The sequence below is a fragment of the Streptomyces griseosporeus genome, from assembly GCF_014656055.1.
Lineage (GTDB): Bacteria > Actinomycetota > Actinomycetes > Streptomycetales > Streptomycetaceae > Streptomyces > Streptomyces griseosporeus.
This window is the reverse complement of the sequence record NZ_BNBR01000006.1, coordinates 1-24,287: the sequence shown is the minus strand read 5'-3', so window position 1 is coordinate 24,287 and position 24,287 is coordinate 1. Positions and strand designations below refer to the sequence as shown.

Here is a 24,287-nt window from a genome sequence, read left to right as displayed (position 1 = left end):
CTGCCTTGCCTGCTACGACGATGCCGGGGGTGGGGGGTGGGTGGGGGGTGGGGGTAGGCCGGACGGGTGACGGGGGGTGGGTGGTTTGCTCCTGTGGACAGGCCCAGTCCTGAAGCGCTGGCGTAGCTGCGGGCAGTCGTGCCGCTAGGGGCGGCACGGGTGGGCGCAGCGGCACCCCGTTAGCGCCGGGCCGCGCGACCCACCCCCGGCCCGCACCAGCGCCGGGTGCCGTACGACATGCCGGGCACCTGTACGCCCGAGTGCGGCGCCGGGCGGCCAACGCCCCGGCGCTTAGCGGACCGTCGCCGTGACCCGCTCGCTCTCGATCCGCTTCGCCACGGTCTCCTCCCCGGCCCGCTCCAGATGCCGGCACAGCACCACCGACCCACCGGAGGCCAACGGCGCGTACAACCCCGCGCTCAGCCCCTCCCACGTGTCGTACCCGAGCCCGGACAGCAACCGCGACCCCGGCCCGGTCAGCCCCAGCCGCTCCGCGTCCCCCCGCGCCCGCTCCACCAGCTCCGCGCCCGTGTACTCCGCCCCGGCCACGATCACCGCGGCCGCCTCCGGATCCACCGGCGCGTACGCCGCGAACCGGTCCCCGAAGCTCGGCACGTCCACGGCGTAGTCGGCGTACCCCTCCGGCGGCCCCGGCACGAACCGCCGGCCCAGCGGCGCCAGCGACAGCGCGTACCGCTCCCCCCGGCACGCCAGCCCCGCCTCGAACCGCCCCGGCCCGGCCACCACGAAGTCGGCCCGCGCCGGATCCCCCTCCACGTCCGCGACGACCCCCACCGACGCGCACGCCAGCAGCCACACCGCCGTCTGCCAGTGCGCGGGCAGCAGCAGCGCCACCCGGTCGCCGGGCTCCGCGGACATCCCGTCCTGGAGCAGATTCGAGGTCTTGGCCACCCAATTGGCGAAGGTGGCCACGGACAATTCGACGCGCTCGCCCGTGGCGTCGTCGTAGAAGGTCACCAGCGGGCGCGCGGGATCCGCGGCGAGCGCGGAACGCAGCAGGTCGGCAGGGGTGCGATCGGTGGCATTCACCCGAGGAAGCGTACGCCGCCCCGCCCCGCGCCCCCAGCGCCGCACCCCGTGCGCCCCCGCCCCGTTCGGCGGAACGGCGGCAGACGCCCCGTCAACTCCCCGATGGACAGATATGTATGACTATGTCCAGGATCAGGGGCATGCGTGGATTGCTTGCAACCTCGATCGGCGTCACCTGCGCGGCCGCCCTCGCCCTTCCGCTGACTCCGCCCGCCGCCGCGACGCCCGCGGCGAGCACGCGCGCGGCACCGGCCGCGAAGGCGCCGGCGGAAGGAGCGGAGGCTCCGGCCGCGCACGCACCCGCCGCCGCCCCGGACACCCCTGACGCCCCGGAGCGTGCGCAACGCCCTGACGCCCCCGACCTCCCCGACACCCCCGACCTCCCCGGCAGCACCCAGTCGCTGCCCCTCACCCCCCTCCACCAGAACCGCGCCACCAGCGCCCCGGCCGCCGCCGAAGCCGGCCTCGCCCGGCGTGACGTACGCCGCTTCTCGCTGCTCGGCGTCGTCTGGGACGACCCGGACACCCCACTGCACGGCCGCGTCCAGGTCCGCACCCGCGCCGCCGGCACCGACACCTGGTCCGGCTGGCAGGACGTGGAGACCCACAACGACGACCACGGCGCCGACCCCGACACCGCCGAACGCACCTCCGGCCATGTCCGCGGCGCCACCGCCCCCCTCTGGGTCGGCGACTCCGACGGCGTGGAGATCCGCGTCCGCGCCGAGCCGCCGGACCCGGCCGACCGGACCGGCCGGGCGGCTGCCGGTCTGCCCGAAGGGCTGCGCCTGGAACTGGTCGACCCCGGCAGCGCGGACGACGGTACGGCCGACGGCGGCACGACCGACGACGGTGCGACCGAGGACGGCACGACCACCGGCGGAGGCCGCCACGCCCCCGTGGACACCCCCCGTACCGGCCCCCTCGACGCCCCGGGCGAGGCCGCGCCCGCCGCCCTCGGAGCCGAGACCCGCGCCGCCTCCGCCGCCAACACCGGCCTGACGGGCGTACCCCTCGGCGCCACCGAGATCCCCGCCCTGGACCAGGAGCAGACCCAGCGCGAACTGCTCACGCTCCCGGACGCCGACCTGACGGACAGTCAGCGGGCGCAGCCGAAGATCGGCCCCCGCCCGCGCATCGTCACCCGGCACGGCTGGGGCGCGGACGAGAAGCTGCGGGAGAAGACCTTCGTGTACACGAAGAAGGTCAAGGCCGCCTTCGTGCACCACACGGCCACCGGCAACAAGTACAGCTGCTCGCAGGCCCCGTCGGTCATTCGTGGTATCTACCGCTACCACGTCAAGAGCATGGGCTGGCGCGACATCGGCTACAACTTCCTCGTCGACAAGTGCGGCACCATCTACGAGGGCCGCGCCGGCGGTGTCGCCAAGCCCGTCCTCGGCGCGCACACCCTCGGCTTCAACACCAACAGCATGGGCATCGCCGTACTCGGCACCTTCACGTCGACGAAACCGTCCTCCGCCACAGTGAAGGCCATCGGCAGTCTGACGGCCTGGAAGCTCGGCCTGTACGGCATGGATCCGCGTGGCAAGACATACCTGACGTCGGGGGGTGGCAATCTCTACCGAAAAGGTAAGAAGGTACGACTGAATGTCATCTCAGGTCACCGGGACGGCTTCGCCACGGACTGCCCAGGAACGCAGCTCTACGGCAGGCTCGGCTCGGCCCGTTCGACCGCGGCGAGCCTCCAGGGGCGCTGAGGCCGGGCAGGCCCGCCCCCGCTGACCAGCAGGGAACGGTCTGCATACACTGGCCGGCCGAAAGACAGTTCGGCCGGTCCCGGCAGGAAGCAGAGACGACAGGTGACAGAAGCGATCCTCCTGGTCGGCGGCAAGGGAACCCGGCTGCGCCCGCTCACCGTGCACACGCCCAAGCCCATGGTCCCGGCGGCCGGGGTGCCGTTCCTCACGCACCAGCTGGCGAGAGCGAGAGCGGCGGGGGTGGACCACATCGTCCTGGCCACCTCCTATCTGGCCGAGGTGTTCGAGCCGTACTTCGGTGACGGCTCGTCCCTCGGACTGCACCTCGAGTACGTCACCGAGGAGGAGCCGCTCGGCACGGGCGGCGCCATCCGCAACGTCGCCTCCCGTCTCCGGTCCGGCCCCGACGAGCCGGTCCTGGTCTTCAACGGCGACATCCTGACCGGGCTGGACATCCGCGCCCTGGTCGACACCCACGAGAAGACGGGCGCGGACGTCTCCCTCCACCTGACGAAGGTCACGGACCCACGCGCGTACGGCCTGGTGCCGACGGACGAGACGGGGCGCGTCCTGGCCTTCCTGGAGAAGCCGCAGACGCCCGAGGAGATCGTCACCGACCAGATCAACGCGGGGGCGTACGTCTTCCGCCGCTCGGTCATCGACACGATCCCCGCGGGGCGGCCGGTCTCGGTCGAACGGGAGACCTTCCCCGACCTGCTGTCCGCCGGCGCCCACCTGCAGGGCATGGTGGACTCCACCTACTGGCTGGACCTCGGCACCCCGGCCGCGTTCGTGCGCGGCTCGGCCGACCTGGTGCTGGGCCGGGCGCCGTCCCCGGCCGTCCCCGGCCGCTGCGGTGACCGTCTCATCCTCCCCACGGCGAGGGTGGCGCCCGACGCCAAGCTGACGGGCGGCACGGTGGTGGGGGAGGGGGCGTTCGTCGCGGAGGGCGCGCGCATCTTCGGCTCGACGATCCTGCCGGGCGCGGTCATCGAGCCCGGCGCGGTCATCACCGACTCCCTCATCGGCACACGCGCCCGCGTCGGCGAGCGCACGGTCCTCACGGGGACGGTCATCGGGGACGGGGCGGTCATCGGCCCCGACAACGAACTCCACACGGGCGCCCGCATCTGGTGCGACGCCCACATCCCGGCGGGTGCGGTCCGCTTCTCCTCGGACCAGTAGCTGGGGGTGGGTGGGTGGCTGCTCGCGCAGTTCCTCGCGCCCCTGAATGCCTGCGGCGGCCCGTGCTGGTGTGTGGGTGGCTGGTGTAGCGCGTTGTGCTGGTGGGTGGGTCGGGGCCGCGCCGGGGGGTATCCGTCCTCGGTGCGCCGCTGGGTACGGTCAAATTCGCACCCTCTGTTTCCGCCGCCCGCTGCGGGCGGACACCCCCCGACACGTCCCCTTCCCGCCGTACGCGTCTACCGGCCGCCGTGACCGCGGCAGCGGGGCCGCCCCGCTGGGGTAGCGGGCAGCCGCACCGCTGGGCCGGCGCCCACCCGGCAGCGGCGGGCCGTATGCCTGCGTAGCTGCGGGCAGTCGTGCCGCTGGGGCGGCACGGGTGGGCGCAGCGGCACCCCGTTGGCGCCGGGCTGCGCCACCCACCCCCGGCCCGCACCAGCGCCGGGGGCGCAAGCAGCCGGGCCGCTGAGGACCCGTCAGTGCCGGGCGCGTCGCCGTCCGGACGCCCGCTGCAGGCGAGCACACCACCCACGTCGGCCAGGGGGCCCCGCCCTCACCACTCCGCGATGTCCACGCGCCGCATCTTCGGCGCCCGCCGCCCCGGCACCTGACCGCTCAGCAGGATCAGCCGAGCCGCCCGATGCCGCTGCCCGGCGTACGGCTCCAGCAAGCGCAGCATCACCGCGTCGTCCGCATCCCGGTCCCCGGCCAGCGCCCACCCCACGATCCCCGGCAGATGCAGATCCCCCACCGTCACCGCGTCCGCCGCCCCATGACTGCGCTGCACCGTCTCCGCCGACGTCCACGGCCCGATACCCGGCACCACCTCCAGCCGCGCCTGCGCGGACTCCGGCGGCATCCCCACCGTCTCCTCCAGCCGCGCAGCGACCCGCACGGCCCGCAGGATCGTCGACGCCCGCTTGTTGTCGACCCCGGCCCGGTGCCAGTCCCAGGAGGGGATCAGCGCCCATGTCCGGGGCTCGGGCATGACGTACATCCGCTCCGGCATCGGCCCGCGCGCGGGCCCCGGCGCCGGCTCGCCGTACTTCCGTACGAGCAGCCGCCACGCCCGGTACGCCTCACCCGTGGTGACCTTCTGCTCCAGCACCGACGGGATCAGCGATTCCAGCACCAGCCCGGTCCGCGTCAGCCGCAGCCCCGGCCGCCGGTGCCGGGCGAGCGCCACGACCCGGTGCCGCGGCGCGAACACCGACGGATCGTCCGAGGCGCCCAGCAGCTCCGGCATCCGCTCCAGCAGCCACTCCGCGCCCGGCCCCCACGCCTCGCCGCGCACCTCACCGCCGTACACCGCGACGCGCAGCGTCCCCGGCCCGGCGGGCGTGCGGCTGGCCCGCCACACCGATCCGTCCGGCATCGCGCGGAACGTCGGGTCGCCGGGCCCGCGCCGCAGAGGGCCGAGGACCAGGCCGAGGTCGAGCGGCCCGTCCGGCACCCAGGTCCGCGCCAGCCCGCGCCCCCGCTCGCCGACGGCACCCGCGGGCGGCCGCGCCGGTGCGGGCACGGGGACATGCCCGCCGCGCACGGTCGTACGCGTGGGTCGCGGAGCGAAACGTCCAGCCACGGAGAACCGGTCCTGGGGAGATGAGGGAGGGCGGGTGAGCGGGTGTCCTAAGAGACTAGGCCGTCGCCAGGGCGCACAGAGGCTTTACGGCACCCCTGCGACCAACCTCACCGCACCTCGATGAACGCCCCCGCCTCCCGCTCCGGCCGCGGGCGCGGTTCCTCCGCCGGGTGACCGACCGCCACCGCCCCCATCGGATCCCAGTCGTCCGGCAGGGCGAGGACCTCCCGCACCACGTCCCGGCAGAACATCGTCGACGACACCCACGCCGACCCCAGCCGCTCCCCGGCGAGCGCCACCAGGAAGTTCTGTACACCGGCGCCCGCCGCGACCACGAACATCTCCCGTTCGGCCGCGTCCCGCCGCGCGTCGCCGTAGGTGTGCGAGCCGTCCATGACGAGGCAGGGGACGACCAGATACGGGGCGTCGCGCAGGACGTCCCCGCGGCGCACCCGCTTGGCGATGGACTCCTCGCTCTTGCCGTCGCGTCTGAGGTCGGCGATCCACGCGTCCCGCATGGCGTCCAGCAGCCGCACGCGGGTCTCGGGCGACTCCAGCAGCACGAACCGCCACGGCGTGGTGTGGTGCGGCGCCGGTGCCGTCACCGCCGCGGCCACCGCCCGGCGCACCGCGCCCGGGTCCACGGGCTCGTCCGTGAAGGCCCGGACGGTACGGCGCCGGGTCACCGCCTGCCGGATCGCCTCGGACGTGCCGAGGCGGAACATGTCGTCGCGGGCGCCGCGGACCAGGGCGCGGGCCCCCTCGTCGGCGGTGTCGTCGGAGACGACATGGGGCAGGCCGCGTACCACCGCGACCGGGCGGCCCTGCGCCTTGCCCTTGACCAGATCGCCCGCCGCGGCCAGCTCGTCCGCGGTCGCCACCACCGTCGCGACGAGCGGGTTGCCGTACGCGTCCGTGCCGCCCCGCAGGTCGTCGAGTACGCGCACGCCCGCCGCGCCGATCGCCACGTCCGTGAGACCGGAGCGCCAGGGCCGTCCGAAGGTGTCGGTGACGACCACGCCCACCTGGACGCCGAGCGCCTGCCGCAGGCCGTCGCGGATCGCGCGCGCGGACGCGTCGGGGTCCTCGGGCAGCAGGAGCACCGTCCCGGCGGGGGTGTTGGAGGCGTCCACCCCGGCGGCGGCCATCACCAGGCCCCGCCGGTCCTCGACGATGCGCAGGGAGCCGCGCCGGGCCACCACCCGCACGGTCTCGGCGTCGATGGCCGCCTCCCGGTCGGCGGCCCGGACGACCCGGCCCTCCGCCTTGGAGACGATCTTCGAGGTGACCAGGACGACGTCCCCGTCGGCCAGCCCCGGTTCCGCGGCGGCGATCAGCTTGGCGAGGTCGTCTCCGGGCTGCACCTCGGGCAGCCCGGGCACGGCCCAGACGCGGTAGCCGTCGGCGAGCGGCGCGATCATGCCCCCCGTACCTCCTCGGCCAGTGCCAGCGCCTCCCGTGCCATCCGCGCGGTCGCCTCGACGTCCGTCATCATCAGCGGTACGGCCCGGCAGCGGATGCCCGCCGCCTCCACCCGCTCCACCGCGCCGGCGTCCACGGTGTCGACGAGCCAGCCGTCCAGCAGGCCCGAGCCGTAGTGCTCGGCCACCGCCGCGGCCGTGGCCTCCACGCCGACCGCCGCGAGGACCTTGTCGGCCATGCCGCGCACCGGCGCGTCCCCGACGATGGGGGACAGGCCCACCACAGGCACCCCGGCGTCGGCGATCGCCTCGCGGATGCCGGGCACGGCGAGGATCATGCCGACGGAGACCACCGGGTTGGACGGCGGGAAGAGGATCACGTCCGCCTCGGCGATCGCCTCCAGCACGCCGGGCGCCGGCTTGGCCTGCTCCGCGCCGACCGGCACGACCGCCTGGGCGGGCACCGACGCCCGCAGCTTCACCCAGTACTCCTGGAAGTGGATCGCCTTGCGTTCGCCGTCCAGGTCGACCGCGACATGGGTCTCGACCCGGTCGTCGGTCATGGGGATCAGCCGCACGCCCGGCTTCCAGCGGTCGCACAGCGCCTCGGTGACCGCGCTGAGCGGATAGCCCGCGCCGATCATCTGCGTCCGCACGATGTGCGTGGCGAAGTCCCGGTCGCCCAGCCCGAACCACTCAGGGCCCACGCCGTACGCCGCGAGCTCCTCCTTCATGTGGAAGGTCTCGTCGGCCCGCCCCCAGCCCTGCTCCTCGTTGATGCCGCCGCCGAGCGTGTACATCACCGTGTCGAGGTCCGGGCAGACCTTCAGCCCGAAGAGGTGGATGTCGTCGCCGGTGTTGCCGATGACCGTGATGTCCGCGTCCGGCACGGTCCGCTTCAGACCGCGCAGGAACCGGGCACCGCCGATGCCGCCTGCCAGAACCACAATGCGCATGCGGCCAGTCTTGCAGGCCGGTCTGACATCGCGTCGGCCAGTCGGCCGGTCCGGGGGCGGTCCGGCCGCCGCGGAGTGCTCAGGCCGTCACGGGGCGCGGCTCGGCCGGCGCCTCGCAGGTGGGGGCCGTGTGCATCGGCATCTCGGTCAGGCCGGGGAAGTACACGTGCAGGCTGACCGCCGGCTCCAGCGTGTCGTTGACGACCTCGTGCACATAGCCCGGCGCGAACACGCGCTGCGTCCCGGCCGCCAGCGCGCGCGTGCCGCGCCCGGTGTGCTCGGTCAGGGTGCCGTCCAGGACGGTCAGCACGCCGGAGGAGCGGCCGTGGTCGTGCCGTCCGCTGCCCTGCCCGGGCACCCAGGACAGCAGCCACACCTCGTAGCCGGGGCCGGTGCGCAGCCGGTGGTACCAGCGGGTGGTGGCGTCGTAGCGGACGAGGTGGGCCCACTGGGAGCGGTCGGCGGCGATGGAGCGGGCCAGGCCGGCGAACTCGGCGACGGTGGCCGGGTGCTCGCGCGGCGGCTGGAGCAGGTGCGGCACCTCGAGGATGTCTCCGGCGATCTGGAGGTCGCTGTCGCTGTTCATGGATGCGGTGGTCCTCGCGGAAGGGCGGAAGTGGGGGGTGGCTGTACCGTCCGCCCGGGTCGCGGGCGGCGTGCCCTCAGGGGCTGGGCGCACGGGGTGCGGAGCAGGGGATACAGCGGCCGGTCACAGGTGGACGCGGCGGCAGCCGGAGCGCGGTCGGCTCAACAGCTGGAACAGCAACAACAGCTACAGCGAGCGCGGGCAGCACCGTGGGACCCGGCGGTGCGGGTCGAGGTGAGCGCCAAGTTCGCGAGCATGCCCACAAGGACAGCGGTTCACACCTCCACTGTCAACTCGACCCCGGCATGTGGGACGGGTTTCACCTCTTCCGGTGCATCTGCAAGGTGAAAGGTTTGTTCACGCGCTCACCGGGACACATGCGGCACATGCCGGGCGCGCAAGGCTCGTTGCGATCCCGTGATCCGACTGTGATCCGGTTCGCTTCGGCGCGCGTGTCGGAACGGGATCGAACGCTCGGGCGTCTTTCTCCGTACAGAGTTCCGGTGAGCTCTGTACGGTCCGGAGGCCCTCCCGGACCCTGCTGCTGTGTCAAGGTTTATGGCGATTTGAACACTTTCCGCATGGCCTTGGTTCCGCAGAGTGAATAAGGGGCCCAATAGCAGATCTCGGCTTGACTCGCCCGGAGCAGCACACTTGTAATTTCACTCGTGTCGTTCAGCCGGAATCGGTAACGGCTACATCACGGGGACGCGAAAGACAGACGAGGGGCGCACATGACCGAGCTGGTGCAGCAACTGCTGGTCGACGACGCGGACGAGGAACTCGGCTGGCAGGAGCGCGCGCTGTGCGCCCAGACCGACCCCGAGTCCTTCTTCCCCGAGAAGGGCGGCTCCACCCGGGAGGCCAAGAAGGTCTGCCTCGCCTGCGAGGTCCGCTCGGAGTGCCTCGAGTACGCCCTCGCCAACGACGAACGCTTCGGCATCTGGGGCGGCCTGTCCGAGCGGGAGCGCCGCCGGCTGAAGAAGGCCGCCGTCTGAACCGACGGCACGGCACACACACGTACACAACGGCCCGTCGCGGGTGGGTTGTCCACAGGCGGCGGGCCGTCGTCATGGCCAGCCGATAGTGTGGTCGCTCGTCCGAGACGCCCCGCTGCCCCCACCGGGCACAGGCGTCCACCGCAGTCCACCGAACCGGGGCCCGTACCTCGATGTCCGTGCACAGCCACACGGCAGCCCGCCAAGACGCCGCTGCCACACCAGAGTTTCCGCGTCATGTGGTGACCGCGGTCCTCGTCTCCCACGACGGCGCCCGCTGGCTGCCCGACGCGCTCACCGGGCTGATCGGCCAGGAGCGGCCCGTCCAGTTCGCCGTGGCCGCCGACACCGGCAGCGCCGACCACTCCGCCCAGCTGGTCACCGACGCCCTCGGCGCCGACCGCGTCCTGCACCTCGCCCGCCGCACCGGCTTCGGCCAGGCCGTCGAGGAGGCCAACCGCGCCGCGCCCGTCCTCACCCCCGAGGAACTGCCGTACCTGAAGCGGCCCAGCGGCTGGGACCCCGTCACGCGCACGTGGCGCGACGACGCCTACGACCTGCCCGAGCTGCCGCACGGCGAGCCCATCCAGTGGCTGTGGCTGCTGCACGACGACTGCGCCCCCGAACCCGACGCCCTCGCCGAGCTGCTGCGCGTCGTCGACCGCGAACTCGAACTCGGCCGCGACGACGTCGCCGTCGTCGGCCCCAAACTGCGCGGCTGGTACGACCGCCGCCAGCTGCTGGAGGTCGGCGTCACCATCGCCCACTCCGGCCGCCGCTGGACCGGACTGGACCGCCGCGAGCAGGACCAGGGCCAGCACGACCACATCCGGCCCGTGCTGTCGGTGTCCACCGCCGGCATGCTGATCCGCCGAGACGTCTTCGAACAGCTCGGCGGCTTCGACCGCCGGCTGCCCCTCATGCGCGACGACGTCGACCTGTGCTGGCGCGTCAATGCCGCCGGCCTGCGCGTCCTCATCGCCCCCGACGCCGTCGTCCGGCACGCCGAGGCCGCCTCCCGCGAGCGCCGCACCGTCGACTGCGCCGGCCGCACCACCGCCTCCCCGCACAAGGTCGACAAGGCGGGCGCCGTCTACACCCTCCTCGTCAACACCCGTACGGCCGCGCTGCCCTGGGTGCTGCTGCGCCTCGTCCTCGGCACGCTGCTGCGGACCGTCGCCTACCTCGTCGGCAAGGTCCCCGGCCAGGCCCTCGACGAGATCCGCGGCCTCATGGGCACCCTGCTGCGGCCCGAGCGGATCATCGCCGGACGCCGGCGGCGCGGCCGCCCCGCCGTCGACAAGAGCGAACTGCGGCCGCTGTTCCCGCCGCCCGGCGCCACCGTCCGCGCCACCGTCGAACAGGTCGCGGGCAACGTCCTCGGCGGCTCCGACTCCGAGGTCTCCTCCGCCGGACGGCACGGCGGCGGCATCGAGTCCGGCCCCGGCGGCGACGACGCCGACTTCCTGGAGATCGAGCAGTTCGCCCGCCTCAAGCGCATCGCCCGCAAGCCCGGCCCGGTGCTCTTCCTGGTGCTGCTGCTCATCTCGTTCGTCGCCTGCCGCAACCTCCTCGGCGGCGGCGCCCTCGCCGGCGGCGCCCTGCTGCCCGCGCCCGCCGACGCCTCCGACCTGTGGTCGCGCTACCTCGACGCCTGGCACCCCGTCGGCGCGGGCGGCACCCCGTCCGCCCCGCCCTACCTGGCGATCGTCGCCCTGCTGGCCTCCGCCCTGCTCGGCTCCACGGGCCTCGCCGTCACCGTCCTGCTGGTCTGCTCGGTGCCGCTGGCCGGCGTCACGGCGTACTTCGCCTCCCGCCCGCTCGTCACCTCCCGCCTGCTGCGCGCCTGGGCCGCCGTCGCCTACGCCTTCCTGCCCGCCGCCACCGGCGCCCTGGCGGGCGGCCGCATCGGCACCGCCGTCCTCGCCGTGCTGCTCCCGCTCATCGCCCGCGCGGGCATCGCCGCCAGCGGCCTCGCCCATGCCGCCGGCGCCCGCGGCAGTTGGCGCGCCACCTGGGCGTACGCGCTGCTGCTGACGATCACCACCGCGTTCACGCCGATCGTCTGGCCGATCGCGCTCGTCCTCGGCCTCGGCCTGCTGGCCGTGCGCCGCACCGACATCACCGCCTACGGCCTGCGCTTCCTGGCCCAGCTCGGCACGCCCCTGCTGGTCCTCGCCCCCTGGTCGCTGACGCTGCTGCCGTTCGGCTTCTTCACCGAGGCCGGCCTGGAGTACGGCGATTCCGCCGCCTCCGCGCTCGACCTGCTCGGCGCCAGCCCCGGCGGGCCCGGCACGGTCGACGGGCTGATGCTCATCGGCATCGTGCTCGCCGCCCTCGCCGCCCTGCTGCGCACCGAGCGGCAGCTCGGCATCCGCACCGCCTGGGCCGCCGCCCTGGCCGGCCTCGTCTTCGCCGTGCTGTCCAACAGCTCCGCCTGGGCCGGCCCCGCCACCCTCGTCTACGGCCTCGCCCTGCTGACCGCCGCCGTCCTCGGCGCCGACGGCGCACGCGCGCGTGTCGCCGAGCAGAGCTTCGGCTGGCGCCAGCCGGTCGCCGCGCTCATCGCCTTCGCCTCCGCCGCCGGCCCGCTCCTCGTCGCCGCCGGGTGGATGATCGCCGGCGCCGACGGCCCGCTGGAGCGGCGCGACCCCGTGCAGGTCCCCGCGTTCGTCGCCGAGGACGGCAACAACCGCGACCAGGCCCGCACCCTCGTCCTCGACAGCGACTCCGCGGCCCACGTGCGCTACATGCTCGTCCGCGGCTCCGGCGCCCGCCTCGGCGACGCCGAACTCGCCGCCGCGAACGGCGGGAACACACAGCTCGACAAGATCGTCGCCAACCTCGTCGCCGGTTCCGGCGCCGACCAGGCCGACCAGCTCGGCGGCTTCGCCGTCCGCTACGTCCTCGTTCACAAGGGCGCCCCCCGCGAGATCACCCGCGTCCTCGACGCCACGCCCGGCCTGAAGCGGCTCAGCGAGCAGCACGGCAGCGCCCTGTGGCGCGTGGACCGGCCGGTCGCGCGGGCGACGATCGTGGCGGCGTCCGGGACCGCGTCCGCTGGTGCTGCTACTGGTGCTGCTGGTGCCGGTGCGGTGCAGCCGGTCGCCGCCGGGCCCGTGGAGATCCACACCACCGTCCCGGCCGGTTCCGACGGGCGCGTCCTGCGGCTGGCCGACGCCGCCGACGACGGCTGGACCGCCACGCTGGACGGCAAGCCGCTGACCCCCACCACGGTCGACGGCTGGGCCCAGGGCTTCAAGCTCCCCGCCTCCGGCGGCACGCTCGACGTCGTCCACGACGACCCGTTCGGCCACACCGCCTGGCTGTGGGCCCAGGGCGCCCTCGCCGTCGTCCTCGTCGTGCTGGCCCTGCCCGGCCGGCGCCGCGACATCGACGACGACCTGCCCGAGGAGCCGGCCGTCCCGGCCCAGGCCGTCGCCGGCGAGGGCCGCCGCGCCCGCCGCCTGCGCGCCCAGGCGGAGGCCGAGGCGGAGGTGGAGGCCGCCGGGCAGGAGGGGCAGAACGGCCAGGACGGTCAGTACGGCGAGGCCGTACCGCCCGCGCCGCAGGCCGCCCCCGCCGCCGTCCCGCAGCAGCAGTCCTACGGCGAGTGGGACACCCCGAGTCCCGCGGGCGCCGCCCAGTACGGCGGCTACGGCAACGAGCAGTACCAGGGCACCGGGCAGTACCCGGCAGGCGGCGCCTACGACCAGGGCTACCAGGCCGACCCGTACCAGGCCGGTCAGTACGACCCGTACGCCTACGGCGGCACCGGGCAGCCGACGGCCGGATACGACCCGGCGGCGTACGGCCAGCCGTACGACCCCTCGCCCGAGCCGTCGTACGACCAGGGCTACGACGCCACGGCCGCGTACGACCCTGCGCAGCCGCACCCCCACGGCAACGGCAGCGAGCGCCCCGACGGGAGTCAGCAGTGAACCGCACCACCCTGTCCCTGATCGCCGGTACGGCCGCCCTCGCCGCCGTCACCTCGGTCGCCGCGCTCACCACGCCGGACGCCGCGTCCGGCGCGGACAGCGGCACGGCAGCGGCCCGGCGGCCCGTGGAACGCACGACGCTGCTCTGCCCGGCGCCCAGCAGCTCCGACCTCGCCGAGACGACGTACACGTCCTTCACGCCCGTCACCCAGGGCGCGGAGAGCGGCGGCAAGGCCGAACTACGGGCCACGGGCGGTCAATCGGCGGGCGGCAAGAAGGCCCGCAAGCCCGTACTCACCCCGAAGGCGCCCGGCACGCCCGCCACCGGCGACGTCTCCGGCGCCGACGCGCCCGCGCTGATCGGCACGGCGGAGGGGAAGTACGCGCCCGGCTGGACCGTCCAGGAGACCACCGAGGTCGCCGCCGGCACCGGACGCGGCCTCCAGGGCGTCAACTGCAAATCCGCGGACACCGAGTTCTGGTTCCCCGGCGCCAGCACGGCCACCGACCGCACGGACTACGTCCACCTGACCAACCCCGACGACTCCGCCGCCGTCGTCGACGTCGAGCTGTACGGCAAGGACGGCGCGCTGCAGACCACCGCGGGGGAGGACATCACCGTCCCGCCGCACTCCAGCGAGCCGATCCTGCTGTCCACGCTCACCGGGGAGAAGCAGGACGCCGTCACCGTGCACGTCAACGTCCGCAGCGGGCGGCTCGGCGCGGCGGTGCAGGCCCTCGACGACAAGCTCGGCGGTGACTGGCTGGCCGCGTCCACGGACCCCTCCGGCAGCCTCGTCCTGCCCGGCATCCCCAAGGACGCGACCTCCGTCCGGCTCGTCGCCTTCACGCCCGGCGACGCCGACGCGGACCTGAAGGTGCGGCTGGCGTCGTCCTCGGGCACGATCACGCCGGCCGGGAACGAGACGCTGCACATCAAGGCCGGTATGACCAGCGCGGTCGACCTCGGGGACCTCACCCGCGGCGAAGCCGGGTCGCTCGTGCTGACGCCGACAGGGCAGTCCGTGCCGGTCGTGGCGGCGGTGCGGGTGGTGCGGGGCAAGGGCACCAAGCAGGAGACGGCGTTCATCCCGGCGACCGCGCCGGTCGGCGCGCGGGCGACGGTCGCGCACAACAGCGCCAAGGGCACGACGCTGTCCCTGACGGCGCCCGGCGCGGCCGCGAAGGTCAGGGTGACGGTCTCCGCGGGGAGCGAGGGCGGTGGCGCGGCGACCCAGACGTACACGCTCAGGTCGGGCACCACACAGGACGTGACGCTGCCGTCCTTGGCCGGAGTGAAGGGCACGTACGCCCTGACGGTCGAAACGGTGTCGGGCGGCCCGGTATACGCGGCGCGCACGCTGTCGGTCACGGGATCCGACGTCACGGGCTTCACGATCCAGACACTGCCGGACGACCGGGGGATGGTGGCGGTACCGGAGGCGGAAGAGGACCTGTCGGTCCTGCAGTAGCCCTCGCGGTTCGTCTGTGGGTGGGCGGCTCTCCCACCGAGCAGCGGAGCCGTCCATCCGCCTAGCTGCGGGCAGTCGTGCCGCTGGGGCGATGGGGGTCCCCCCTGCTCGAGCGAAGCCGAGAGCTTGGGGGAGGGTGGGCGCAGCGGCACCCCCGTAGCGCCGGGCTGCGCCACCCACCCCCGGCCCGCACCAGCGCCGGGCGCCCAAGCAATGCACCTCAGGCAGGCGGGGCAAGAGACAACGCGCCGGACGCCCAAGCAACGCACCTCACCCGCGCGAAGAACCCTCAGTCCTCCCCGTACCGAGGATCCACCGTCTCCGGCGTCAGCCCCAGCAGGTCAGCCACCTGCTCCACCACGACCTCGTGCACCAGCGCGGCCCGCTCATCGCGCCCCTTGGTCCGGATCTCCACCGGCCGCCGGTAGATCACCACCCGAGCCCGCCGCCCCTCCCGGGAGGGCACGGTCCCGCCGAGCGGCACCGCTTCGTCGTTCCACGGCACCCCCGGCCCGTCCAGCCGCGGCACCTCAAGGACCAGGAAGTCGATCTCGGCCAGTTGCGGCCAGCGGCGCTCGAGCCGCTCCACGGAGTCCTGCACCAGATCCGCGAACGCATCGGCCCGGCTCATCGCGAGCGGCACCTGCGGCGGGGCGATCGGCCCGCGCATGCCCCGGCCGTGGCGATCACGACGGCGGGGCCCGGGGCCGGCGGCACGGGAAGGTACGGGGTTGTCCATCACTGGTGAAGGGTAGTCCTCGCGGCCCCGTCGCGCCCCGCCCCACCACGCCATCCCGGCCACCTTCCGCCCGCCGCGCACGCCATGTCGCGGGATGACCATTCCAGCCAAGCTTGGGCTCGATTCCGTATCTCTCCGGGACCGCCGAGCTCAAGGCAATTGGCGGTGTTTGTACCGAGTGGTGACCGCCCGTTGAGTCGTCCATGCCGGTGGGAACTGGCGTCGGCGCAGGTCAGCGGGGTATGACAGGGGAGGCATGTGGGGCGTTTCACAGCACGACACGGTGGGGTGACCTGGTGGAGAGTCGTCGCGGCCCGCTCAAGAGTGCGGTACCGTCCAACGTCGTGAGCCCTGTACGTCGCTGTTCGCGCACCGCCTGCGGCCGACCCGCCGTCGCGACGCTGACGTACGTCTACGCCGACTCGACCGCGGTCCTCGGCCCGCTCGCCACCTACGCCGAACCCCACTGCTACGACCTGTGCGCCGAGCACTCCGAGCGCCTGACCGCGCCGCGCGGCTGGGAGGTCGTCCGCCTCCTCGACGGAAACGCTCCGGCCCGCCCCAGCGGGGACGATCTGGAAGCGCTTGCCAACGCCGTACGCGAGGCGGCCCGCCCGCAGGAGCGCGCCGCGGGGGCCGGTGGCGGGGCGCGTACCGCGGACCCGATGGAGGTCGCCCGGCGCGGCCATCTGCGGGTGCTGCGCTCTCCCGACAACTGATCCGGACCTCCCGGCAGGGGTGCGCCCCGTGTCATTCCCGGCGTCCCCGGCGCGCGGCCGGTCCCTGCAGGTAGTTTGTGGGGACCGACAGGACGTTTCAGGAAGGTTGGCCGTGGCTGCTGATCTGTCGCAGATCGTGAAGGCGTACGACGTACGCGGTGTGGTCCCGGACCAGTGGGACGAGTCGCTGTCCGAGCTGTTCGGGGCGGCCTTCGCCGAGGTGACCGGCGCGAGCGCGATCGTCATCGGTCACGACATGCGCCCCTCGTCCCCCGGCCTGGCGAGCGCTTTCGCGCGCGGTGCCGCCGCCCGCGGCGTCGACGTGACCGAGATCGGCCTGTGCTCGACCGACCAGCTGTACTACGCGTCCGGCGCCCTGAACCTGCCCGGCGCCATGTTCACCGCCTCGCACAACCCGGCCCGCTACAACGGCATCAAGCTGTGCCGCGCCGGCGCCGCTCCCGTCGGCCAGGACACCGGCCTCGCCGAGATCCGAGCCCTGGTCGAGCGGTGGAGCGCGTCCGGCGGCCCGGAGGCGGCCGCGACGCCGGGAACCGTCGGGCGGCGCGAGACGTTGGAGGAGTACGCGGCCCATCTGCGCTCCCTCGTCGACCTGACCTCCATCCGGCCCCTGAAGGTCGTCGTCGACGCGGGGAACGGCATGGGCGGACACACCGTCCCGACCGTCCTCGCCGGCCTGCCCCTGACCGTCGTCCCGATGTACTTCGAACTGGACGGCACCTTCCCCAACCACGAGGCCAACCCCCTCGACCCCGCCAACCTCGTCGACCTGCAGCAGCGGGTCCGCGAGGAGGGCGCCGACCTCGGCCTCGCCTTCGACGGCGACGCCGACCGCTGCTTCGTCGTCGACGAGCACGGCGACCCGGTCTCGCCGTCCGCCGTCACCGCGCTCGTCGCCGCCCGCGAACTCGCCCGCAACGGCGGCAAGGGCACGGTCATCCACAACCTGATCACGTCCCGGACCGTCCCCGAGGTGGTGAAGGAGCAGGGCGGCACGCCGGTGCGCACCCGCGTCGGCCACTCCTTCATCAAGGCGGAGATGGCCCGCTCCGGCGCGATCTTCGGCGGCGAGCACTCCGCGCACTACTACTTCAAGGACTTCTGGAACGCGGACACGGGCATGCTGGCCGCCCTGCACGTCCTCGCGGCCCTCGGCGGCCAGGACGGCCCGCTGTCCGCGCTGGTCGCGCAGTACGACCGCTACGCCGGCTCGGGCGAGATCAACTCCACGGTCGACGACCAGGCCGCGCGCATCGCCGCGATCCGCGCCGCGTACACCGGCCGCGATGGCATCACGCTGGACGAGCTGGACGGGCTCACCGTCAGCTCCGCCGACTGGTGGTTCAACGTCCGCCCGTCCAACACCGAGCCCCTGCTGCGCCTGAACGCCGAGGCGAAGGACGAGACCCTGATGGCCAAGGTGCGCGACGAGGCCCTGGCGATCATCCGCGGCTGACCGTGACCCGGGCCCGGCCCACCCCGCGCCCGGCCCCACCGGCGGTACGCTGACCAGGCACAACCTCACACCCAGTCATACCCCCGCACATCCGCCCCGAAGGGACATCCCATGCCGCTCGAAGCCGGCCTCCTGGAGATCCTCGCCTGCCCGGCCTGCCACGCCCCGCTCAAGGAGCAGGACGCCGAGCTGGTCTGCACCGGCCAGGACTGCGGCCTGGCGTACCCGGTGCGCGACGGCATCCCCGTCCTCCTCGTCGACGAGGCCCGCCACCCGCAGTGACCCGGCCGGGTTCCGCGCGGCGCCACGGCGGCCCGAGCGGTGGTACGACGCCGGAGCCGCCCCGCGGTGCCGCACCCGATGTACGGCGCCGTGGCGGCCGTACGGCGCCCGTCCCGCCGTAACGCGCGGTACGGCGTCGGCGTCGGCGCCGTCGACGCATCCGCGTCGGCTCGAACGCGACGGCACAGCGCCCCTGCGGGGGCCACCCGGCGGGCTCCGGCCCGCACCCGATGACGGGCCCCACGGCGGCCCGCGCGACCGGCATCCGCCCCCGAAGACCCCCGGCGATCGGAGACTGCCGCCCATGCTCGACGAATCGCTGCTCGACACGCCGGAGGCCCTGGCCGAGGCCGACCGCCGCGCCCTGCTGCGCGGCGCCGCCGAGGCCGGTGCCCGCGTCCGCACCGCGGCCCGGCACGCAGCCGAGGCCGGTGTTCAGGAACTCAAGCCCGACGGACGGCCCCGCGCCGTCCTCATCGCCGGCCCCGGAGCCGCCGCCGTCTGCGCCGCCGACCTGCTCGGCACCCTCGCCGGCCCCGGCAGCCCCGTCACGCGGCTCGCCCCCACCGGCGTCGCCCCCGCCGCGGGCGCCCTGCGCTGGGAACTCCCCGGCTGGGCCGGATCCGTGGACCTCCTGTTGATCACCACCCCCGACGGCACCGAGCCCTCCCTCTCCCTCCTCGCCGACCAGGCCTACCGCAGGGGCGTCAGCGTCGCCGCCGTAGCGCCCCCGGACACCCCGCTCGCCGAGGCCGTGGCGGGCGCCCACGGCCTGTTCGTCCCGCTCGCGACCGCCCCGTACGAGCACGACGAACCCCTCGCCGCGTCCGCCCCCGGCGTGCTGTGGGCGCTGCTCACACCGCTGCTCGCCCTCCTGGACCGCGTCGGTCTGCTCGCGGCCCCGCCGGAGGCCCTGCAGAAGGTCGCCGACCGCCTCGACCAGGTCGCCGAACGCTGCGGGCCCGCCATCGCCACGTACAGCAACCCGGCCAAGACCCTCGCCGCCGAACTCGCCGACGCCCTGCCGCTGATCTGGACCGAGGGCACCTCCGCGGGCCCGGCCGGCCGCCGTTTCGCCGCCGCGCTCGCCGAGCTGTCCGGCACCCCGGCCGTCGTCTCGGAACTGCCCGAGGCGCTCGCCGCGCACAGCGCCCTGCTGGCCGGCCCGCTCGCCGCGAGCGCCGACCCGGACGACTTCTTCCGCGACCGCGTTGAGGAGCCGCCCGCGCTGCACGCGCGCGTGGTGCTGCTGCGGGACCGCCCCATCGGCGGCCTCACCGCCGCCCCTGCCGCCCGTGACCTGGCCCTCAGCCACGACACGCCGATCAGCGAACTGGAGCCGGAGCCCGGCGGTGAACTGGAGACGCTCGCGGAGCTGATCGCCATCACGGATTTCGCCGCCGTTTACCTCGCGCTCGCCTCAGGGGCCTGATCTTGGCCCTGGAGGGCCGGGTAAGCCTTTGGAGCCGGGGAAGCCGGGATGACCGGGGAAGCCGAGGAAGCCGGAGAACTACGGACGCTCAGGACGCCCCAGGTCCTCCGGATGCCCCGGACCGCACCTGACCGCAGACGAGAGAGCCCATGGACCGCCTCGACAACACCGTCCGCCCCTACGCCTGGGGTTCCACCACCGCGATCCCGCAGCTGCTCGGCGTCGAGCCGACCGGCCAGCCCCAGGCGGAGATGTGGATGGGCGCGCACCCGGGCGCCCCCTCGCGCACCGCGCGAGGCACCCTCGCCGACGTCATCGCAGCCGACCCGGAGCGGGAGCTCGGCGCGGCTGCCGTCGCCAAGTTCGGGCCGGGGCTGCCGTTCCTGCTCAAGATCCTCGCCGCCGGCGCCCCGCTCTCCCTCCAGGTCCACCCCGACCTGGAGCAGGCCCGGCAGGGCTACGCCGACGAGGAGGCCCGCGGCATCCCCGTCGACGCCCCGCACCGCAACTACAAGGACGCCAACCACAAGCCCGAACTGGTCTGCGCGCTCACCGAGTTCGACGGACTGTGCGGCTTCCGCGACCCCGGGCACGCCGCCGACCTGCTCGACGGCCTCGGCATCGACTCCCTCAAGCCGTACGTCGACCTGCTGCACGCCCACCCCGAGGAAGCCGCCCTGCGCGAGGTGCTGACGGCGATCCTCGGCGCCGACCGCGAGGAGATGGTCCACACCGTCGCCGAGACCGCGGCCGCCTGCGACCGCCTCGGCGGCGCCTACGCCCCCTACGCCGGCCTCGCCCACCACTACCCGGGCGACCCCGGCGTCCTCGCCGCCCTCCTGCTCAACCACGTCCGGCTGCAGCCCGGCGAGGGCCTGTTCCTCGGCGCCGGCATCCCGCACGCCTACCTCAGCGGGCTCGGCGTGGAGATCATGGCGAACTCCGACAACGTCCTGCGCTGCGGCCTGACCCCCAAGCACGTCGACATCCCCGAACTGCTGCGTGTCGTACGGTTCGAGGCCGCCGACCCCGGTGTGCTGCGCCCGGAGGCGTCCCCCGACGGCGAGGAGCTCTACGAGACGCCCATCGACGAGTTCCGGCTCTCCCGGTACGTCCTCCCGGCCGGCGGCGCCGCCCACGACCTCACCCGGCCCACCCCGCAGATCCTGCTGTGCACCGCGGGCACCGTACGGGCGGGCGAGCACGAACTGACCCCCGGTCAGTCCGTGTTCGTGCCCGCCGGGGAGCGGGCGGACGTGTCCGGCGACGGCACCCTCTTCCGGGCCACTGTGATCGTATGACCGGCCCTGTGGATACCTGACGCGCTGAGGCTCCACCGGGCTGCAACAATGGCCCACCGGCAAAGGACGGGCAAAGCCCCGGCGGAGCCCGGCCCCGCGGCGGACACAAGGCGACTCGAAGGCGAAGGGACAACGCGGACACATGAGCGCGTCAGGCGGCACCAAGGCGATCGTGGCGGCACTCGGCGCCAACCTCGCGATCGCGGTATCGAAGTTCGTGGCGTTCGCCTTCAGCGGCTCGTCGTCGATGCTCGCCGAGGGCGTGCACTCGCTCGCCGACTCCGGCAACCAGTTCCTGCTTCTGGTCGGCGGCAAGAAGGCGCAGCGCGAGGCGACCCCCCAGCACCCCTTCGGGTACGGCCGGGAACGCTTCATCTACGCCTTCCTCGTCTCCATCGTGCTCTTCTCGGTCGGCGGCATGTTCGCCATCTACGAGGGCTACGAGAAGATCAAGCACCCGCACGAACTGGAGCACTGGTACTGGCCGGTCGGCGTCCTCGTCTTCGCGATCATCGCCGAGGGCTTCTCCTTCCGCACGGCCATCAAGGAGTCCAACGAACTGCGCGGCAAGCTCTCCTGGAAGGAGTTCGTCCGCCGCGCCAAGGCGCCCGAGCTGCCCGTCGTCCTCCTGGAGGACTTCGGCGCGCTCATCGGCCTCGTCCTCGCCCTCGGCGGCGTCGGCCTCGCCCTGCTCACCGGTGACGGCGTCTGGGACGGCATCGGCACCCTCTGCATCGGCGTCCTGCTCGTCCTGATCGCGCTCGTGCTGGCCGCCGAGACCAAGTCGCTGCTGCTCGGCGAGTCCGCCGGCGTCGAGGAGGTCAAGAAGATCGAGGCCGCCATCGTCGACGGCGACACGGTCACCGGCATCATCCACATGCGCACCCTGCACCTCGGCCCCGAGGAGCTGCTGATCGCCGCCAAGATCGCCGTCCAGCACGACGACACGGCCGCCGAGGTCGCCTCCGCCATCAACGCCGCCGAGTCCCGCATCCGCGAGGCCGTCCCGATCGCCCGGGTGATCTATCTGGAGCCGGACATCTACAGCGAGGCCGAGGCCGCCAAGGGCCCCGACCGCGAGGCCACCCCGGGCGGCCCGACCCCGCACCCCGCCGGTCACTGAGGCACGCGCCTGCCGCCGCGGTCCTCGGCGTCCTCAGCTCCGCACGGCCCACGGCGGCGGGGGCGGCACCGCGGCACGCGCCTGCCGCCGCACGACGAACGCGGCGACCCCCAGCCCGGCCCCGGTCAGCGCCAGCACCAGCCCGAGGAGCATCGCCGAACCGAGCACCACGGGGGCCGTGTAGTCGTCGATCACCCGTCCCCGGACCGCGGACACGGGCAGCGTCCCGCCGTGGTCCGAGAGGAAGGCCCGGGAGTCCCGGGAGTTGGAGCGGTGGTCGCCCAGCAGGAACACCCGCCCCTCGGGCACCCGCACGTCGTACTCCACGAACCCGCCGAACGCGTCGCCGCCCTTCACGTACGGCTCCTGCAACGGCCTGCCGTTCACGGTGACCCGCGCGTCGGTGCCCGTCCTCGTGCAGCAGGTGACCCGGTCACCGCCGACAGCGATGACCCGCTCCATCACCAGACCGTCGGACCCGTACCGGTCCGGCGCGGTGAACACCACGATGTCGCCGCGCCGCACCTCGCTCCCGTCGACGCGCTCGTAGACGACCCGGTCACCCGGCCCGTACGTCGGCTCCATGCTCTCGCTCGACACGACCGAGCCGCCGTACTGGTACCGAGCGAACCCGACACCCCCCAACCCCAGCACCACGCCCAGCAGCCCCACCACCACGGCCGCGATGCCGAGTCCTCGTCCCTTGCCCCGCACGTCGTCCGTCCCTCCCCGAGCGCCTGATCGCGGCGGAGAGCGTAACGGTCAGGCGCGGGGACGGAGCACCTCGCACGCCCACCGGCACGGTCCCGCGGTCGGCCGTCCCCCCTCCGCGCCCGCCCCGTCGCACGACTGCGTGCGTTCTTTGCGGTGACGTGTCCCACCCTGTGATCGGCCTGATGTATTCGGAGGTGGACTGGGGGCGGCCCGGTCCGCCGGTGTAGCTTGGGAGGGAGCCAGACGTCGCTGCTGATGGCGGTCGGGCGGTCCTCCGCGGACCGGCCGAGGGAGAGAGGGCCTCCGACGGACTGCGCTGCGCGCACGCGGGCATGCCTGTGTCCTCCTTCGGGCACCCCTGTGTCCGCCGCCGCGCAGACCAGCCGTACCCACCCTCGACCCAACCCCGAGGAGCAGCTCGTAATGACGACTGTCGACAACCGGCAGGACTTCAAGGTCGCCGACCTCTCCCTGGCCGCGTTCGGCCGCAAGGAGATCACCCTCGCCGAGCACGAGATGCCGGGCCTGATGGCGATCCGCAAGGAGTACGCCGAGGCACAGCCCCTGAAGGGCGCCCGCATCACCGGTTCGCTGCACATGACCGTGCAGACGGCCGTCCTGATCGAGACCCTGGTCGCCCTGGGCGCTCAGGTCCGCTGGGCGTCCTGCAACATCTTCTCCACCCAGGACCACGCCGCCGCCGCGATCGCCGTCGGCCCGAACGGCACCCCCGAGAACCCGCAGGGTGTCCCGGTGTTCGCCTGGAAGGGCGAGACGCTGGAGGAGTACTGGTGGTGCACGGAGCAGGCGCTGACCTGGCCGAACACCCCCACCGGCGGCCCGAACATGATCCTGGACGACGGCGGTGACGCCACCCTCCTGGTCCACAAGGGCGTCGAGTACGAGAAGGACGGCAAGGTCCCCTCGCCCGACACCGCCGAGTCCGAGGAGCACCGCGTCATCCTCGAGCTCCTCACCCGCACGGTGGCCGAGAGCCCGCAGAAGTGGACGCAGCTCGCGTCCGAGATCCGCGGTGTGACCGAGGAGACCACGACGGGTGTGCACCGCCTGTACGAGATGCAGCGCGACGGCACTCTCCTCTTCCCGGCGATCAACGTGAACGACGCCGTGACGAAGTCCAAGTTCGACAACAAATACGGCTGCCGTCACTCGCTGATCGACGGCATCAACCGGGCCACCGACGTCCTGATCGGTGGCAAGACCGCGGTGGTGTGCGGCTACGGCGATGTCGGCAAGGGCTGCGCGGAGTCGCTGCGGGGCCAGGGCGCCCGTGTCATCGTCACGGAGATCGACCCGATCTGCGCGCTGCAGGCGGCGATGGACGGCTACCAGGTCACCACGCTGGACGAGGTCATCGACAAGGCCGACATCTTCATCACCACGACCGGCAACAAGGACATCATCATGGCCTCGGACATGGCCAAGATGAAGCACCAGGCCATCGTCGGGAACATCGGTCACTTCGACAACGAGATCGACATGGCCGGCCTGGCGAAGATCCCCGGCATCGTCAAGGACGAGGTCAAGCCGCAGGTCCACACCTGGACCTTCCCCGACGGCAAGGTGATCA

Annotated in this window: 19 protein-coding genes; 12 read left to right on the top strand and 7 right to left on the bottom strand. The window is 73.7% G+C overall.

What is annotated here, in order from left to right; translation table 11 throughout:
• Positions 1-291: 291 nt before the first annotated feature.
• Entirely contained in the window at positions 292-1,050 is a 759-nt protein-coding gene (locus IE308_RS26690) for a TIGR03089 family protein (protein ID WP_110628568.1), read from the bottom strand.
• Between the two features lie 140 nt (positions 1,051-1,190).
• Between IE308_RS26690 and IE308_RS26685 the strand changes: the two genes are divergently transcribed.
• Positions 1,191-2,771, top strand: a complete 1,581-nt coding sequence (locus IE308_RS26685; RefSeq protein ID WP_190219883.1) for a peptidoglycan recognition protein family protein — start codon at positions 1,191-1,193, stop codon at positions 2,769-2,771.
• A 102-nt stretch (positions 2,772-2,873) separates the two neighbouring features.
• Positions 2,874-3,956 carry a mannose-1-phosphate guanylyltransferase gene (gene manB, locus IE308_RS26680; protein WP_110628566.1) on the top strand — a complete coding sequence of 361 codons (1,083 nt, stop codon included), beginning with the start codon at positions 2,874-2,876 and terminating at the stop codon, positions 3,954-3,956.
• A gap of 550 nt (positions 3,957-4,506) precedes the next feature.
• Here manB and IE308_RS26675 read toward each other — a convergent pair.
• The 4 genes from IE308_RS26675 to IE308_RS26660 form a co-directional block, all read right to left on the bottom strand.
• A complete protein-coding gene (locus IE308_RS26675; protein ID WP_190219882.1) occupies positions 4,507-5,535 on the bottom strand; it encodes a DNA-3-methyladenine glycosylase family protein in 1,029 nt (342 codons plus the stop codon).
• A gap of 107 nt (positions 5,536-5,642) precedes the next feature.
• Complete coding sequence (locus IE308_RS26670; protein WP_190219881.1) at positions 5,643-6,956, bottom strand: coenzyme F420-0:L-glutamate ligase; 1,314 nt, start codon at positions 6,954-6,956, stop codon at positions 5,643-5,645.
• Positions 6,953-7,912: a 2-phospho-L-lactate transferase gene (gene cofD / locus IE308_RS26665; protein WP_190219880.1), complete on the bottom strand. Its 960-nt coding sequence runs from the start codon at positions 7,910-7,912 to the stop codon at positions 6,953-6,955. Before cofD ends, IE308_RS26670 begins: the two co-directional genes overlap by 4 nt.
• 79 nt (positions 7,913-7,991) lie before the next feature.
• On the bottom strand, positions 7,992-8,498 hold the full coding sequence (locus IE308_RS26660) for a cysteine dioxygenase (protein ID WP_190219879.1): 507 nt from the start codon (positions 8,496-8,498) through the stop codon (positions 7,992-7,994).
• A 734-nt stretch (positions 8,499-9,232) separates the two neighbouring features.
• On the opposite strand from IE308_RS26660, the gene IE308_RS26655 reads away from it, so the two are divergent.
• The 3 genes from IE308_RS26655 (at position 9,233) to IE308_RS26645 (ending at position 14,909) form a co-directional block, all read left to right on the top strand.
• Positions 9,233-9,496, top strand: a complete 264-nt coding sequence (locus IE308_RS26655; protein WP_003975777.1) for a WhiB family transcriptional regulator — start codon at positions 9,233-9,235, stop codon at positions 9,494-9,496.
• Positions 9,497-9,669: 173 nt separating this feature from the next.
• The gene (locus IE308_RS26650) at positions 9,670-13,437 is read left to right on the top strand and encodes a glycosyltransferase (protein WP_190219878.1); all 3,768 of its coding nucleotides are present in this window, start codon (positions 9,670-9,672) and stop codon (positions 13,435-13,437) included.
• Entirely contained in the window at positions 13,434-14,909 is a 1,476-nt protein-coding gene (locus tag IE308_RS26645) for a DUF5719 family protein (RefSeq protein WP_190219877.1), read from the top strand. Before IE308_RS26650 ends, IE308_RS26645 begins: the two co-directional genes overlap by 4 nt.
• Positions 14,910-15,198: 289 nt before the next feature.
• Here the strand turns inward: IE308_RS26645 and IE308_RS26640 are convergent, their stop codons facing one another.
• The gene (locus IE308_RS26640) at positions 15,199-15,648 is read right to left on the bottom strand and encodes a metallopeptidase family protein (protein ID WP_190220193.1); all 450 of its coding nucleotides are present in this window, start codon (positions 15,646-15,648) and stop codon (positions 15,199-15,201) included.
• 296 nt (positions 15,649-15,944) lie between these two features.
• On the opposite strand from IE308_RS26640, the gene IE308_RS26635 reads away from it, so the two are divergent.
• From IE308_RS26635 to IE308_RS26610, 6 genes are all read left to right on the top strand, one after another.
• Positions 15,945-16,367, top strand: a complete 423-nt coding sequence (locus tag IE308_RS26635) for a DUF3499 domain-containing protein (RefSeq protein ID WP_110628559.1) — start codon at positions 15,945-15,947, stop codon at positions 16,365-16,367.
• Positions 16,368-16,479: 112 nt separating this feature from the next.
• Positions 16,480-17,844 (top strand): phosphomannomutase/phosphoglucomutase, encoded by a 1,365-nt coding sequence (locus IE308_RS26630; protein WP_190219876.1) that lies wholly within the window; start codon positions 16,480-16,482, stop codon positions 17,842-17,844.
• 111 nt (positions 17,845-17,955) lie between these two features.
• Positions 17,956-18,126: a Trm112 family protein gene (locus tag IE308_RS26625; protein ID WP_190219875.1), complete on the top strand. Its 171-nt coding sequence runs from the start codon at positions 17,956-17,958 to the stop codon at positions 18,124-18,126.
• Positions 18,127-18,430: 304 nt separating this feature from the next.
• A complete protein-coding gene (locus IE308_RS26620; RefSeq protein WP_110628556.1) occupies positions 18,431-19,558 on the top strand; it encodes an SIS domain-containing protein in 1,128 nt (375 codons plus the stop codon).
• Between the two features lie 149 nt (positions 19,559-19,707).
• Positions 19,708-20,859 (top strand): mannose-6-phosphate isomerase, class I, encoded by a 1,152-nt coding sequence (manA, locus tag IE308_RS26615; RefSeq protein ID WP_190219874.1) that lies wholly within the window; start codon positions 19,708-19,710, stop codon positions 20,857-20,859.
• Between the two features lie 142 nt (positions 20,860-21,001).
• Positions 21,002-21,982 carry a cation diffusion facilitator family transporter gene (locus tag IE308_RS26610; RefSeq protein ID WP_110628554.1) on the top strand — a complete coding sequence of 327 codons (981 nt, stop codon included), beginning with the start codon at positions 21,002-21,004 and terminating at the stop codon, positions 21,980-21,982.
• Positions 21,983-22,015: 33 nt separating this feature from the next.
• Here IE308_RS26610 and lepB read toward each other — a convergent pair whose 3' ends face one another.
• Positions 22,016-22,696: a signal peptidase I gene (gene lepB / locus IE308_RS26605; protein WP_190219873.1), complete on the bottom strand. Its 681-nt coding sequence runs from the start codon at positions 22,694-22,696 to the stop codon at positions 22,016-22,018.
• 423 nt (positions 22,697-23,119) lie between these two features.
• Here lepB and ahcY point away from each other — a divergent pair.
• Positions 23,120-24,287 (top strand): adenosylhomocysteinase (gene ahcY, locus IE308_RS26600; RefSeq protein ID WP_190219872.1); only part of this gene is annotated, 1,168 nt, incomplete at its 3' end.

Bases quoted from the DNA above. Each gene is read 5' to 3' on its own strand.
- manA (WP_190219874.1), top strand. From the start codon at position 19,708: ATGGACCGCCTCGACAACACCGTCCGCCCCTACGCCTGGGGTTCCACC.
- IE308_RS26670 (WP_190219881.1), bottom strand. From the start codon at position 6,956: ATGATCGCGCCGCTCGCCGACGGCTACCGCGTCTGGGCCGTGCCCGGG.
- IE308_RS26650 (WP_190219878.1), top strand. From the start codon at position 9,670: ATGTCCGTGCACAGCCACACGGCAGCCCGCCAAGACGCCGCTGCCACA.
- IE308_RS26625 (WP_190219875.1), top strand. From the start codon at position 17,956: ATGCCGCTCGAAGCCGGCCTCCTGGAGATCCTCGCCTGCCCGGCCTGC.
- IE308_RS26610 (WP_110628554.1), top strand. From the start codon at position 21,002: ATGAGCGCGTCAGGCGGCACCAAGGCGATCGTGGCGGCACTCGGCGCC.
- IE308_RS26620 (WP_110628556.1), top strand. From the start codon at position 18,431: ATGCTCGACGAATCGCTGCTCGACACGCCGGAGGCCCTGGCCGAGGCC.
- cofD (WP_190219880.1), bottom strand. From the start codon at position 7,912: ATGCGCATTGTGGTTCTGGCAGGCGGCATCGGCGGTGCCCGGTTCCTG.
- IE308_RS26640 (WP_190220193.1), bottom strand. From the start codon at position 15,648: ATGGACAACCCCGTACCTTCCCGTGCCGCCGGCCCCGGGCCCCGCCGT.
- IE308_RS26685 (WP_190219883.1), top strand. From the start codon at position 1,191: ATGCGTGGATTGCTTGCAACCTCGATCGGCGTCACCTGCGCGGCCGCC.
- IE308_RS26655 (WP_003975777.1), top strand. From the start codon at position 9,233: ATGACCGAGCTGGTGCAGCAACTGCTGGTCGACGACGCGGACGAGGAA.
- IE308_RS26660 (WP_190219879.1), bottom strand. From the start codon at position 8,498: ATGAACAGCGACAGCGACCTCCAGATCGCCGGAGACATCCTCGAGGTG.